Annotated in this window: 13 protein-coding genes and 1 tRNA gene; 6 read left to right on the top strand and 8 right to left on the bottom strand. The window is 63.3% G+C overall.

Annotated elements, in window-relative coordinates; all coding sequences use genetic code 11:
• Entirely contained in the window at nucleotides 1-2,532 is a 2,532-nt protein-coding gene (locus UP09_RS16275; RefSeq protein WP_044539254.1) for a bifunctional diguanylate cyclase/phosphodiesterase, read from the top strand.
• A gap of 7 nt (nucleotides 2,533-2,539) precedes the next feature.
• Here UP09_RS16275 and UP09_RS16270 read toward each other — a convergent pair whose 3' ends face one another.
• The gene (locus UP09_RS16270) at nucleotides 2,540-3,214 is read right to left on the bottom strand and encodes an LON peptidase substrate-binding domain-containing protein (RefSeq protein ID WP_044539253.1); all 675 of its coding nucleotides are present in this window, start codon (nucleotides 3,212-3,214) and stop codon (nucleotides 2,540-2,542) included.
• A 61-nt stretch (nucleotides 3,215-3,275) separates the two neighbouring features.
• Nucleotides 3,276-4,196, bottom strand: coding sequence for a thioredoxin (gene trxA / locus UP09_RS16265; RefSeq protein WP_044539252.1), 921 nt, complete (start codon nucleotides 4,194-4,196; stop codon nucleotides 3,276-3,278).
• A gap of 344 nt (nucleotides 4,197-4,540) precedes the next feature.
• Between trxA and UP09_RS16260 the strand changes: the two genes are divergently transcribed.
• Nucleotides 4,541-4,615: transfer RNA gene (locus UP09_RS16260), tRNA-Gly, on the top strand.
• Between the two features lie 66 nt (nucleotides 4,616-4,681).
• On the opposite strand, the gene UP09_RS16255 is transcribed toward UP09_RS16260, so the two are convergent.
• Entirely contained in the window at nucleotides 4,682-5,560 is an 879-nt protein-coding gene (locus tag UP09_RS16255; RefSeq protein ID WP_044539251.1) for an NAD-dependent epimerase/dehydratase family protein, read from the bottom strand.
• Nucleotides 5,561-5,875: 315 nt separating this feature from the next.
• Between UP09_RS16255 and UP09_RS16250 the strand changes: the two genes are divergently transcribed.
• Complete coding sequence (locus tag UP09_RS16250; RefSeq protein ID WP_044539250.1) at nucleotides 5,876-7,153, top strand: PQQ-dependent sugar dehydrogenase; 1,278 nt, start codon at nucleotides 5,876-5,878, stop codon at nucleotides 7,151-7,153.
• Nucleotides 7,154-7,332: 179 nt separating this feature from the next.
• On the top strand, nucleotides 7,333-7,920 hold the full coding sequence (locus tag UP09_RS16245) for a c-type cytochrome (RefSeq protein WP_044539249.1): 588 nt from the start codon (nucleotides 7,333-7,335) through the stop codon (nucleotides 7,918-7,920).
• 204 nt (nucleotides 7,921-8,124) lie between these two features.
• Here the strand turns inward: UP09_RS16245 and panE are convergent, their stop codons facing one another.
• The 4 genes from panE to UP09_RS16225 form a co-directional block, all read right to left on the bottom strand.
• Entirely contained in the window at nucleotides 8,125-9,042 is a 918-nt protein-coding gene (panE, locus tag UP09_RS16240) for a 2-dehydropantoate 2-reductase (RefSeq protein ID WP_044539248.1), read from the bottom strand.
• A gap of 109 nt (nucleotides 9,043-9,151) precedes the next feature.
• Nucleotides 9,152-9,757, bottom strand: coding sequence for a 2-hydroxychromene-2-carboxylate isomerase (locus UP09_RS16235; RefSeq protein ID WP_044539247.1), 606 nt, complete (start codon nucleotides 9,755-9,757; stop codon nucleotides 9,152-9,154).
• Nucleotides 9,758-9,867: 110 nt separating this feature from the next.
• On the bottom strand, nucleotides 9,868-11,217 hold the full coding sequence (locus UP09_RS16230) for an MATE family efflux transporter (protein WP_502689056.1): 1,350 nt from the start codon (nucleotides 11,215-11,217) through the stop codon (nucleotides 9,868-9,870).
• A gap of 31 nt (nucleotides 11,218-11,248) precedes the next feature.
• Complete coding sequence (locus UP09_RS16225) at nucleotides 11,249-11,836, bottom strand: DUF2239 family protein (protein WP_044539244.1); 588 nt, start codon at nucleotides 11,834-11,836, stop codon at nucleotides 11,249-11,251.
• 68 nt (nucleotides 11,837-11,904) lie between these two features.
• On the opposite strand from UP09_RS16225, the gene UP09_RS16220 reads away from it, so the two are divergent.
• Entirely contained in the window at nucleotides 11,905-12,570 is a 666-nt protein-coding gene (locus tag UP09_RS16220; RefSeq protein WP_044539243.1) for a glutathione S-transferase family protein, read from the top strand.
• Between the two features lie 117 nt (nucleotides 12,571-12,687).
• Nucleotides 12,688-13,023, top strand: coding sequence for a GIY-YIG nuclease family protein (locus UP09_RS16215; RefSeq protein ID WP_044539242.1), 336 nt, complete (start codon nucleotides 12,688-12,690; stop codon nucleotides 13,021-13,023).
• On the opposite strand, the gene UP09_RS16210 is transcribed toward UP09_RS16215, so the two are convergent.
• The gene (locus tag UP09_RS16210) at nucleotides 13,020-13,895 is read right to left on the bottom strand and encodes an SDR family oxidoreductase (RefSeq protein ID WP_044539241.1); all 876 of its coding nucleotides are present in this window, start codon (nucleotides 13,893-13,895) and stop codon (nucleotides 13,020-13,022) included. The genes UP09_RS16215 and UP09_RS16210 overlap by 4 nt on opposite strands.
• Between the last annotated feature and the right edge of the window lie 167 nt (nucleotides 13,896-14,062).

The raw sequence follows: 14,062 nt of genomic DNA, 5'->3' as shown, positions 1-14,062 counted from the left end.
ATGTACCGTGTTTTTACGTGCCTCACCGGCGAGCATGACTGGCGGCTGGTTTTGCTCGCCGGCCTGGTTTGCTTCGTTGCGAGCATTGTCGCCGTCAACATTTTCCACCGTGCGATCGCGGCCCATGCAAGGACGCGCCTGATCTGGATCGTCATTGCAGGCGCGGCGATCGGTTACGGGATCTGGGCGACGCATTTCATCGCTATGCTCGCCTACGAGCCGGGGATTCCGACCGGATACGGCATTACCCTGACCGCGCTGTCGCTCGCCGCGGCAATGGTCCTGACGTCAGTCGGCCTCGGCTTTGCCGCGGGCGAGTCCAGCCATTGGCGTGCACCCGTCGGCGGTGCGATCATCGGCGCCGGGATCGCCAGCATGCACTATCTCGGCATGTGGGGGCTCGAAGTGCCCGGCCATGTGACCTGGTCGATTGATCTCGTATTGGCCTCCATCATGCTCGGCATGGTGTTCGGCTATGCCGCGCTCGCGGTCGCGGTGCGTTACCAGGATCGCCTGAGAACGTCGGCCGCCGCACTGCTGCTGACGCTTGCGATCGTTTCACATCACTTCACGGCAATGGGCGCAGTCGAGATCGTGCCGGATCCGTTGCTGGCGCCCGACGCCTTGTCGCTCTCTCCGGCCTTCCTCGCCGTCGCGATCGCCGGCGTTGCGCTGTCGGTGCTCGGGATGAGCCTGGTCGGCGTTCTGGCCGATCGCCGGCTTGCGCTGCGCACTCACCGTTTCGAGGAAATCATCAGCCAGCTTTCGTTCGCGCGCCAGCAGGTCGAAGCATCGCAGACGGAGCTGCAGGAACAGAAGCTCCGGCTCGACACGGCGATCAACCACATGGGCGAGGGCCTCTGCATGTTCGATGCGGACAAGGAGCTCGTCGTTTGCAACGATCGCTACGCCAAGATGTACCGGCTGCCGCCGGAGCTGTTGCTGCCCGGGACGCCGCATCGCGACATCATCACGCATCGGATCGCGACGGGCATCCTCAAGGGCGAGACCAGCGACAATGCCGCAACGCAGGTGCTTGCGACGTTGAACGCGCTGCCTTCTGACGAAATCAGCCGCCGGATCGACGAACTCGCGGATGGCCGATTGATCTGCGTCACCCGGCAGCCGATGGCCGGCGGCGGCTGGGTGGCGACGCATCTCGACGTCACCGAGCAACGGCGCTCCGAGGCCAAGATCACCCACATGGCGCAGCACGACGCGCTGACCGACCTGCCGAACCGGGTGCTGCTCCGGGAGCGCATGGAGCACGCGCTTGCCGTGACGCGCCGCGGCGGACAAATGCTCGCGGTGCTGATGCTCGATCTCGATCACTTCAAGGAAGTCAATGACACACTCGGGCATCCGGCGGGTGACGCGCTGTTGCAGGCGGTCGCCGCCCGGTTGCGCAGGTGCGTCAGCGAAACGACGCTGATCGCGCGGCTCGGCGGCGACGAGTTCGCCGTGTTCGACTACGTGACCGATCCGGTCGCCGACGCGGGCTTGCTTGCCGAGAAGATCAACAAGGCACTCAGCGGGCCGGTCGATCTCGGCCACCATCAGGTGACCACCGCCACCAGCATCGGCATTGCGATCGCGCCGCGCGATGGTGCCGATTCCGATGAGATCCTGCGCAGCGCGGACCTCGCGCTCTACGCGGCCAAGAGCAGCGGCCGCGGCTCATTCCGCTTCTTCGAGCCGGAGCTCGATCAGCTGCTGCACGCAAGGCGCAACCTCGAGCAGGACATGCGCAGTGCGCTCGTGAACGGCGAGTTCGAACTTCACTATCAGCCGTTCATCGACGTCGCGAGCGGCGAAACCAGCGGCTTCGAGGCGCTGTTGCGCTGGAATCATCCGCAGCGCGGCATGGTGCCGCCGGTCAAATTCATCCCGTTGGCCGAGGAGACCGGCCTGATCGTGCCGCTCGGGGAATGGATACTGCGAACCGCCTGCATGGAAGCCGCCAAATGGCCCGACGATCTCAAGATCGCGATCAACCTGTCGCCGGCGCAGTTCAAGAGCCCGGAGCTGGTGCCAGTCGTCATCCACGCGCTGGCAAGCGCCGGGGTAGCGCCGCAGCGGCTTGAGCTCGAAGTCACCGAGACGGCCATCATGCACGACAGCACGGCCGTGTTCAGGGCGCTGGGTCAACTGCACGATCTGGGAGTACGGATCGCGCTCGACGACTTCGGCACGGGATATTCGTCGCTGAGCTTCCTGCAGAGATTTCCGTTCGACAAGGTCAAGATCGACCGCAGCTTCGTTCACGAATTGGCCGGACCGGCGGATGAGGCGCGCCGGATTGCGCGCGCGGTGGTCCGCTTCGCTGTCAGCCTCGGCAAGACCACGACCGCCGAAGGCGTCGAGACCGTGGAGCAGCTCGATATCCTCCGCACCGAGGCCTGTGTCGAAGCGCAAGGCTTTTACTTCGGCCGGCCGGTCAATGGCGCGAAGGTCGCGCAGCTGATCAAGGGACGGGCACGAACGGCGGAGCCGCGTAGCGGCCGACGCGCGATGGCCGGTGCCGGTCTCTGACGATGCACTATTGCAGCGGCGGATCGCCGCTGGTGCGTTTCCTGGCGAGATCCATCTCGGTGACCGCGATCAGGATTTCGGCGCGCGTCTTCAGGTCCGGCGCTTCGAGCAGCGCCTGCTTTTCGGCCGAACCATAGGGCGACATCATCGCGAGCGCGTTGACCAGCGCCTCGTTGGGCGCGGCCTCGATGCCTTCCCAATCGACCTTCAGATTGTTGGCCTTGAGGAAGTCGCGGAGCACCTCGAGCAGCCCGTCGCGGTCGACCGCCTCTTCGCCCTTGCGCGCGGTGAAGTCGCCGATGAAGGAGAAGAAGTCGACCTTGCACTGGCGATACGGCGTCAGCACGGTCAGCTCCTCGACCACCTTGAAGCGCGCGACGCCGGTGAGTTCGAGGACGTAGCGGCCGTCGCCGGATTCGGCGAGCTGGGTGATGCGGCCGACGCAGCCGATACTGAACAGTGCCGGTCTTGCCTCACTGCGCGAATGCGTCGCATCGGGCTGGATCATCCCGATCAGGCGGTGGCCGTCGCGCAATGCGTCGTCGACCATCGCCAGATAACGCGGCTCGAAGATGTTGAGCGGCATCTGGCCGCGCGGCAGCAGCAGCGCGCCGGGCAGCGGGAACACCGCGATCACTTCGGGAAGTTCGCCGGGTCCGCGATATTCGGCATTGATCGGCATCTGCGGTCCCGGTGATGTTGGTGGCGAGGTCTCTTTGCGCTTTAGCGCGTCTCTTGGCGCTTCAGGAGAACAGGACGATCGACAACCGCTTGCGTCCCTCGACGGTTGCCTCATCGGTGCCGCCCCACGCTTCGAAGAACTGCACCAGCTGCTTGCGCGCGCCGTCGTCGTTCCACTTGCGGTCGCGCTTGACGATGGCGAGCAGCTGCTCGGTCGCCTCAACGCGATTGCCCATCGCATTCAGCGCGGTCGCGAGATCGAATCGGGCCTGATGATCCAGCGGGTTTGCGGCGACTTTCTGTTCCAGCTCCGCGACCGGACCGACCGACTGCGCCTGTTCGGCGAGATCGATCGCGGCCTGCACGGCCTTCACCGCGGCGTCGTTGCGCTTGGATTCGGGAACCATCGCCAGCGTCTGCTTGGCCTGTTCGACCGCGCCTGTCGTGACATAGCATTTGGCGAGGCCGGCGAGTGCCGGGATGTTGGTCGCGTCATGCGCCAGTACCTCGGCATAGATCTGCGCGGCCGCGGCGGCATCGCCTTCGGCGAGCACGGCATCGGCCTCGGTCAGGATCTCGGCGAGATCAGGCTCACCGGATGCGGGTACGCCCTTGGTGATCTTCTCGATGAAGGCGTTGATCTGGCTTTCCGGCACCGCGCCCATGAAGCCGTCGGCGGGCTGGCCGTTGACGAAGGCGATCACGGCCGGGATCGACTGGATACCCATCTGGCCGGGGATCTGCGGATGGTCGTCGATGTTCATCTTGACCAGCTTGACCCGGCCCTTGGCGTTGCGGACCGCCTTTTCCAGCATCGGCGTCAGCTGGCGGCAGGGACCGCACCAGGGCGCCCAGAAGTCGATCATGACCGGCTGATGGCGCGATTCCTCGATGACGTCCTTGACGAAGGTCTGGGTCGTCGTTTCCTTGATCAGATCGGGCGCTGCCTGGGGCGTGGGGCCGCCCTGCTCCATGATTGTCAAATTGTCCTCGCCTGGTCTTATGAGGGTCGAAAAAATCCTGGGGCGTTCTAGCACGCCCCGAGCGGCCGGTTCAGCCGTTCTGTCAGGCTAAATGGCGGTCAGAAGACAAAATTCAATCGTCTGCCGGAGAGCCGGTTCCACCGGGGATCGGGTGGGTTTGCGCCCTTTTCCCTGCGACAAGGCGGAGAAATTTTCAGGTGGCCCAGTTTCGGGCCGTTTCGAGCACAATTTTTAAGGAATTCAGGCTATTTCGACTGCAACGGACCGTGCTCTTGTGTTGCATTCACAGACAGCATTTGGCATAGGTCTGCCGTTGTCGGCGAGCGATCGCCGCCATCTCGGATGCGGGTGTAGCTCAGTGGTAGAGCACGACCTTGCCAAGGTCGGGGTCGAGGGTTCGAGCCCCTTCGCCCGCTCCAGATTTTCTCGCTGACCGAGCTGACAGTTTGATGAAGGCCCGCCATTCGATGCGGGCTTTTTGTTTTTCAGGCGAGGGCTTCGATCTCTGCCTCGGGATCGAGATGCGTCGGCCGCCAGCCGAGGTCGCGCCGCGCCTTTGCGCCGCTCAGGCGTTGATCGAGCGCGTAGCCCTTGGCCCAATCACCGAGTTCAGCCGCAATCGCGTCGGGGGAGACGATCGCCGGGTCTTCTGGTCCGCCAGATTGTCTTGCGAAGGCGCGTGCGATGCGTCCGACCTGCCAGCCTTCGATCGCGGCGCCGATATAGCTTGACCCCGCCGGCGCGTGCGCGAGTGCCAGTGCATAGAGCACGGCAAGGTCCTCGCTATGCACCAGCGGCCAGCGAACGGCTTCACTCGCAACGACGCGGACCGCGCGAGCTTCGCTCGCCTCGCGCGCGAAGCGGCTGAAGACGCCGCCCGCAGGTTCGTAGACCATTGCGGGATGAATGACGATGCCGTGGATCCCGGGCGCGGCCATGACGCGCTGCAGATGCGCGATCATCCAGGCAAAGGCGGGCAGGGGGCGAAACGGTGTGTCTTCAGTGGCGATGGCTTCGCCGGTCGCGCCGAACAGCCAGCAGCCACCGGTGTAAATGAAGCGAATGTCACGCGGCTGGCTCGCCAGCGCAGGCAGCAACACGTCGAGCAAACGACGTTCGATCGTCTCCATCTGAGGCGAGAAATCACAGGCCGCATGAACGAAGGTGTCGATATCGGGGAGTGTTGCTGTCCATTGCTCGGGCGCGGTCATGTCGCCACCGACCGGAATAGCCCCCCAACCGGCAAGCCTGGTTGCCGCTTCATCCGAGCGCGCCAGCGCGAACACAAGATGGCTGCGGGCGATCAGTTCCCGCACCACGGCGGAGCCGATCGTGCCCGTACCCCCCGTCACGAAAATGCGCATGTGACAAATTTCCTTACAAATTTCCTTGCAGCCTCCAACTCACGCGCGATGCATCGCCAATCTGCAACCGTTTACTTCGTGCGAATATTGCGCTGCAGCGCGATTGCCTCTTTCTCTTGCACATCGCGCGCAGGAAAATTTCGTCTCAATTTCTTTTGACTGCAGCGCACCACGATGCATGCGCTTCTCACCGGCGTTGGATGTGCTACCATTTTGCTGTCTGACCTACCTCGCAGACCGCCACAATCATCTCTCAGGGCGTTCAAAATCAATAATAGCTGCAAGCTGCAACGGCTTGCTTAGGGGAGTGACGCGATGAAATCGGCTTTCAATCGATCAATACTTGCGATCGCAACGATCGCACTGCTGGCGGGGTCAACCTTCGCCAGTGCGCAAACTGCGGCGGACAAGAGCCGTGCGCTGAAGAAATACGAATCAGGCACCAAGGAATTCTGGACCCATCCGCCGGATGACTGGTTCCTCGGCGACGAAACCGAAGCACAGAAGGGCCTTGCGCCGCCGTCCGGCCCGCCGACCGGCGCCTCCGACGCCGAACTCGCCACCATGATGAAGAAGATCAAGCTGCCGGCGGGCTTCAAGATCGAGGTCTATGCCTCGAATGTGCTTGCCGCGCGCCAGATGGCGTGGGGCGACAAGGGGACGCTGTTCGTCGGCTCGTTCGGCCTCGGCAACGTTTATGCGATCAAGGACAACAACGGCAAGAAAGAGGTCAAGACGGTCCTCAAGGGGCTGAACATGCCCACCGGCCTCACCTTCCAGGATGGCTCGCTCTACGTCATCGCCGTCGACAAGCTGATCAAGTATGAGAACGCCGAAGCCAATCTCGACAAGCTCGGCGAGGGCAAGGTGGTGTATGACGACATGCCGTCCTATGCGGCGCATGGCTGGAAATACATCGCCGTCGACAAGGAAGGCTGGTTCTTCATTCCGTTCGGCCCGCCCTTCAACGTCGGCATCCCGCCCACCAGCGTGTCGCAGATCCGCCGCGTCGATCCGAAGACCGGCAATGCCGAGGTTTATGCGCTCGGCGTTCGCAACAGCGTCGGCGGCGACGTCGATCCGCGCACCGGCAAGTACTGGTTCACCGAAAATGCGCGCGACTGGATCAGCGATGATCTGCCCAGCGACAAGCTCAACATCATCACCAAGATGGGTGAGCATTTCGGCTATCCTTATTGCCACCAGGGCAATTTGCCGGACACCAAGTTCGCGATGGGTCACAAGTGCTCGGAGTTCACTCCTCCGGTGTACAATCTCGGCGCCCACGTGGCTCCGCTCGGCATGAAGTTCTATACCGGCAGCCAGTTCCCGGCTGAGTACAAGAACAGCATCCTGATCGCCGAGCACGGCTCCTGGAACCGGCATAAGTACCAGGGCGGCCGCATCGTGCGCATCACCGCGAGCCCCGAAGGCAAGAATGCCAAGCAGGAGATCTTCGCGGACGGCTGGATCCAGGGTGACCAGGGCTATCTTGGCCGCCCCGCTGATATCGTGCTCGACAAGGACGGTTCGATCCTCGTCGCCGACGACTGGGCCGGTGCGATCTATCGCATCAGCTACAGCAAGAAGTAGCGCCTGAATCCAGGTGAGGCTGCGGTGGCCGACAAGGCGGCCGCAGCCTCATGCTTTTTGGCTTCGCTCGCATGCGCAAATAGCGAGCCCGGAACCGGCAACCACGAATAAGGTTATGGAGTCCGGGCCTGCGCCGGTGCGCATCCCGCAAAGTGACCTCCTCGCGAAAGCGCTGTCTCATGCTTAATCGATTCGTATCGCGTGCCTTGCTCGGCGCACTCCTGGTGTTCGCAGTTGGCCCGACGCGGGCTGCGGATACCGCTGCCGTCAAGGAGAAGGCCGAGGTTTGCTCCGGCTGCCACGGCGAGAACGGCCTCTCGCAGACCGAGAACATTCCCTCGCTCGCGGGCCAGCTCGATCAGTTCATCCAGTGGCAGCTGGTGTTCTTCCGCGCCGGCGCGCGCAAGAACGAGCAGATGCAGCCGATCGTCGAGCAGCTCACCAACGAGGACATCCGCGATCTCGGCGCCTATTTCGCTGCACTGCCGCCGTTCAAGGGCACCAAGGACGACAATCCGGATCTGTCGGAGAAGGGCAAGCAGGCCGCCGCCGGCCGCCGTTGCGCCTCATGCCACACCGATACGTTCGTCGGCATCAAGGCCGTGGCGCGCATCGCCGGCCAGCGCGAGGAATATCTCGTCAAGGCGCTGCACGACTACAAGTCGGGCGTCCGCTCCGGCGGCGCCCAGGCCGCGATGGCCGACGTGGCTTATCCGCTGAGCGATGAAGAGATCACGGCGCTCGCGCATTATCTCTCGCATCTGTAGCCGCAAAAGCGCTGCGTAGCCCGTGCAGCGATCCTTTCTTATCCTCCCCTGGAGGGGGAGGATCGACGCGAATGCAATGAGCGGCGAGGTGGGGTGACAGTCTCTCCACGCGATCGCTGCCCGTGTTGAGAGATCACCCCACCCCGTCTCACATTCCGCTACGCTCATGTGAGCCGACCCTCCCCCTCCAGGGGAGGGTGGAAGTCATCCCCGCTGCTTCTCATACGCCTTGAGATGGGTATACGCAGTGCGCAGCTTCGGCACCGGGATCTTCGCGGCATCGGCACGCACGATCAGGTCGCCGATCACGTGATCGGCTTCAACAGGCAGGCCACCCTTGATGTCGCGGAACATTGAGGCCGTCATCGGCGAGCCTTCGGTGGTCAGCAGTCCGCGGGTGCGCTGGAAGAACGGGCCGCCGGGCAAGTGGCCCGCGGCGCCGGCGATCGCGCTGCATTCCTCGAGGATGCCGAGCAGGAAATCCTTGCCGCCGGGCGCGGCCAGGATGTTGCCCACTGACGTTCGCATCAGGCTGGTGGAGGCAGCGAGCGAGGCCAGGAACACCCACTTCTCCCACATATCCTGCATCACGTGCTCGCTTGCGGCCGCGCCATTGATGCAGGAGAACGTCTCTGCGATCGCACGCACCCGATCCGACATGCCGCCCGCGCGTTCGCCGAACGTCAGCGACTGCATCGGCTGCAGTTGCACCACCTCGCGCGCCTCGTTCAGCGTCGCCGCAATCGCGCAGAGCCCGCCGAGCACGCGGGGGCTGCCGAATTTCTGGTCCAGCGCGTCGAGATGCAGCATGCCGTTGAGCAGCGGAATGATCGCGGTGTTGTCGCCGACCGCGGGAGCAAACGACTTGATCGCATCCTCGAGATCGAACGCCTTGCAGCTCAACAGCACGACGTCGAACTTTTCCGACAACTTGTCGGCCTGCACGGTCGGCGGGTTCTTCAGCGTGACGTCGCCGTTCGGGCTCTTGATGACGAGACCGGCCGTCGCCAGCTCGGACGCGCGTTTGGGCCGCACCAAAAAGGTGACATCGCGGCCGGCTTGAAGCATCCGGCCGCCAAAGTAACCGCCGATTGCACCGGCACCGACCACGAGAACGCGCATGGGATTTAGTCCTTCTTTGTTGTTCGCTGCCAGGGGGCGAATGGCGAATAGCGAATAGATATAGACGGCAGCGCACCATTCGCTACTCGCTATACACTATTCGCTCATCTCACTTTTCCGACACCATTTCCTCGACCTCGCGCAGCTGCTCCTTGCCGAAGAAGATCTCCGTTCCGACGAAGAAGGTCGGCGAGCCGAATGCGCCGCGCTCCACGGCGGACTGGGTGTATGCGATCAGCTTGGCCTTGACCTCGGCTTCCTGTCCGCGGGCGAGCAGTTTGGCCCCATCAAGGCCCGAGGCGTTCAAGGCTTTGGCGGCCACTTCCGGATCGTCCATCTTCTTTGGCTCGACCCACATATGGTGGAACGCCGCCTCGATGTAGTTTTCGAAGACGCCTTCGAGCTGGGCGGCGACCGCAGCCCGCATCAGGTTCAGCGTGTTGACCGGGAAGAACGGGTTCCAGATGTAAGGCTTCACGTTGAAGCGCTTGATGAAGCGCTCGGTCTCGATTTTCTGGAACTCGGGTTTGTTCTTGACGCCGGCGAGCGTCTCGGCCGGCGACTTGTTGTTGGTGGCCTTGAAGATGCCGCCAAGCAGGATCGGGACATACTCGAATTTGACGCCGGTGCGCTTTTCGATCGCCGGGATCGCTTCATGGCTCAGGAAAGCATTGGGGCTGCCGAAATCAAACAGGAATTCCGGATTCTGGCTCACGGCAGTGCTCCCTTAGGCTCGTTTAGGATGGGCTTGCTCAGCATGGGTCTGCTGTCGCAGGTGCCATCACTAGAATATGATAATCATCATGTGAGGCGCGGCGCGCGATGTCAAATCAGCCGCGTGATTGTTTGCTTGCGCCATACCAGTCCGTAATAGGCCATCTGCAAAACGAACATGGTTGCAAACGTGACCGGATAGGCGATCCAGACGCCCTGGATGCCGATCGTACGGCTGAGCAGGGTCGCGACCGGTACCTCGACCAGCGTGATCGCCAGGATCGAGATCAACAGCGGCATCCACACCGTGCCGCCGGCGCGCATCGCGCCGGAAAACACCGTCGCCATGCCGAACAGAACGATGCTCCAAAGCACGATGTGCAGCAGCCCTTCGGCCAGCGCGAGCACTGCGCTGTCGACGATGAAGAAACCCATCAGGGGATGTGCAAACAGATAGCCGAGCACGACCAGTCCGCCGGTCAGCGCGAGATTCATCTCCAACCCGGTCCTGACGATGGCGCCGATCCGGCCGGAATCGCCGCGGCCGATCGCCTGCGCGCCGAAGATCGACACCGAGATCGCGATCGAGATCGCCGGAAACTGCACATAGCTGATCACCTGGTTGACCGCGCCGTAGGCGGCGGTGGCGTTGGAGCCAAAGCCGTTGACGAGGCCAAGCAACACCAGCTCGGCGAGCGAGACCACGACCATGCCGATCGCGGTCGGAATGCCGAGCCGCAGCACGATCCGCAGCAGCGCAGCGTTGGGCCGCATCGCGCGCAGGAATGCGGTGTCGAACGCAAGTGGGTGCCGACGCCGCAACATGTAGACATGCAACCACAGCAGCGTGACCACGCCCGAGACCGCAGAGGCGACAGCCGCACTGGCCACGCCGATCATGGGCAGGCCGAACCAGCCGCGGATCAGGGCCGGGGTCACCACGAGGCCGACGATCGTCGAGACCGTCAGCGCGATCAGCGGTGTCACGGTGTCGCCGACGCCGCGCATCATCGCCGCGAGCAGCAGGAACGCGAAGGTGACCGGCATGAAGATCATCATGATCCGCGCATAGGACACCGCCGCGTCGAGGACGTCGGACGGCGTGGCCAGCGCGATCAGGAGCGGACGCGTGAACAGACCACCGAAGATCGCGATTGCCAGCGCCAGCAACAGCGTCACGGTCATGGTCGTGCCTGCGACCGCCTTCACCCTCTCGGGCTCGCGGGCACCCCAGGCCTGGCCGATCATGACGGAGGCGCCTGCGCTCAATCCGATGACGAAGGAGATGAAGAAGAACATCACCGGGAAGAACACCGACGCGGCCGCGAGCGCGTCGACCCCGATCATCTGGCCGAGATAGACGCCATTGATGGTGCCGAACAAGGATTGGAGGATGTTGCTCAGCAACATCGGTGCGAGGAAGAGCAGGAATGCCTTCCGAAGAGATGGGATGGTGGACACGTTCAGATTCCAGGAATGAGGTTGTGCGGAGCTAGTCCGCTTGATCGCTGTAGGCGAGCCCGATCGCATGGTCGCGAATGTCGGCCGGCCAGTCGGCGATCAATGTCACAAAGCGCCGGCGGTCGTGTGCGAAGAGGGCGCGGATCGCATCCTCGTAATGCGGCCGGTTGCCGGCCATCGTCGTCATGAAGCGGTAGGCGGCGTCCTGGGCGAGGCGCGTGCGGTCCTTGTCGCCGCTGTTGCGCCGTGCCTCGTCGATTAATTTGCGGATCGCGACCGATGCGCCGCCCTTCTGCTGCGCCAGCCAGTCCCAATGCCGCGGCAACAGCGTGATCTCGCGCGCGACGACGCCGAGCTTTGGGCGACCGGGGCCGCGCGGCGCAGGGGGCACGGCTTGCTCCTCTTCCACAGGGGCTTTCGGCTTCGGCAGGCGCGCCAGCACGTCATCGATCGAGCCGCGGAAATCGATGTCGACCAGGGCTGAAGTGCGGCCGTTGAACACAAGGATCGCCGCGTCCTTGCGCTGATCGAGCAGTTGCCTGGCGGCGCGGGCGACCTCGATGAGATCCCCTGCCGCGATGCAGCGCTCGCCCTCGAAGGCGACATAGGCTGGGTTCATTGCGGACCTCGACGGTTGCTCGATATATTGCCCGGCCGATCGAGGCCGCGACAGACCAGGGGACGCCAATGCTGACCGTTCATCATCTCAACAATTCCCGCTCGCAGCGCGTGCTGTGGCTGCTCGAGGAATTGGGCGTGCCCTACGAGATCGTGCGATATCAGCGGCAGCCCGACATGCGGGCGCCGAAGGAGCTGCGCGCGATCCATCCGCTCGGCAAGTCGCCTGTGATCACCGACAATGGCAACACGGTCGCGGAATCCGGTGCGATCCTCGAATACATCATCGGTACCTACGGCAATGGCCGCCTGATTCCACCGGCTGATACGCCGGAACGGCTGCGCTACACCTATTGGCTGCACTATGCCGAGGGATCGGCGATGACGCCGCTGCTGTTGAAGCTGTTGTTCACGCTGATGCCGAAGCGCGCGCCGGCGCTGCTGCGGCCGCTGGTGCGCAAGGTCTCCAATCAGGCGCTCACCACGCTGGTCAATCCGCAGATCAAGCAGCACATGGCCTATTGGGAGGGCGAGCTCGGCAAGAGCGAGTGGTTCGCCGGCAATGAATTTTCCGGCGCCGACATCCAGATGAGCTTTCCGCTCGAAGCGGCCTCGGCGCGCGGCGGGCTCGAGGACGGCCATCCGAAATGCGTCGCATTCCTTTCGCGCATTCACGCACGCCCGGCCTATGCGCGCGCGCTGGAGAAGGGCGGGCCGTATCAGGTCGGCCGATAAATCTTGAGTCATCGCGACAGCTCGACCGGATTTCGATTTGGCTAGTTTTACCCGGATTTAATTGCGGTGTCAATAATACCCGGATATAACTATGGCGCCAGATCCGGAGGAGCCGCTGTGAACACCGACGCCCGAAAGCTTGCCATTGCCGACTACAAGAAGCGCGCGAGCGTCGCCGGTATCTTCGCGGTCCGCTGCCGCGCGACCGGCGAGGTCTGGGTTGGGCAAGCGCTCGATATCGAGAAGATCCAGAATCGCATCTGGTTCTCGCTGCGCATGGGCAATCATCGGAACGTGGAGTTGCAGCGCGCCTGGTCGGCGCATGGCGAAGCGAGCCTTTCGCTCGAAACGCTCGAGCGCATCGAGGACGAGGAACTGGCCTATGTGCGCGATCGGCTGCTCAAGGAACGCCTGCAGCACTGGCGCGCGGAGTTGAACGCGTCCGCGGTCTAGCGCGACGGCAGCGGCTGCACGGTGACGCCGGGCGGCGGCACGTCGTCATCAGGCACGAAGAAATCCGACATCAGCTGTAACGACGGGTCGACGCGATAACGCTCGAAGTCACGCACTCCGTTGGCGTAGAGCACCTTGTCGTCGATGCAGAAGTGTCCGGTGAATTCGCGCGATGGCCGGGTGAAGATCGCATGGGCCGCATCGGCCATGATGTCAGGCGTGCGGCTCACGCGCATCATCGCGTCGCCGCCGAGCAGATTACCGACCGCAGCGGTCGCGATCGTGGTGCGCGGCCACAGTGCGTTGACGGCGATACCGGCGGATTTCAGCTCGCCGGCCAACCCGAGCACGCACATGCTCATGCCGAATTTCGCCATCGTATAGGCGGTCGAGTGCTCGAACCATTTCGTCTTCATGTCGAGCGGCGGCGACAGCATCAGGATGTGTGGATTCGGCGCCTTCTTCAGATGGGGGATGCAGTATTTCGACACCATGAAGGTGCCGCGCGTGTTGATTCCCATCATCAGGTCGAACCGCTTCATGTCCGTCGCCTGCGAGTTGGTCAGGCTGATGGCACTGGCATTGTTGACGCAGATGTCGATGCCGCCGAACGCTGCGACGGTCTGTTCGATCGCCGCCATCACCTGCGCCTCATCCCTGATATCGCAAACGACAGGCAGCGCCTTGCCGCCGGCGGCGCGGACCTCGTCGGCCGCGGTGTAGATCGTGCCTTTCAGCTTCGGATGCGGCTCGGCGGTCTTCGCCGCGATCGCGACATTGGCGCCGTCGCGCGCGGCACGAAGCGCAATCGCCAGCCCGATGCCGCGGCTCGCACCCGAGATGAACAGCGTCTTGCCTTTGAGGGATGTCATCTGCTGGCTCCTCTATGGTTAGGGACGCACGACACGATGGCTCCCTCTGTGGGAGAGGGTTGGGGGTGAGGGGTATCTCTCCATGCGGCGTAATGCGCGGAGAGATACCCCTCACCCGGATTGCATCTCGCGATGCAATCCGGCCTCTCCCACAAGGGGAGAGGCGA

The sequence above is a fragment of the Bradyrhizobium sp. LTSP885 genome, from assembly GCF_000938305.1.
In the GTDB taxonomy this organism is placed as follows: Bacteria; Pseudomonadota; Alphaproteobacteria; order Rhizobiales; family Xanthobacteraceae; genus Bradyrhizobium.
Note: the sequence above shows the minus strand (reverse complement) of the source record. Positions and strands in the feature narration are given on the sequence as shown.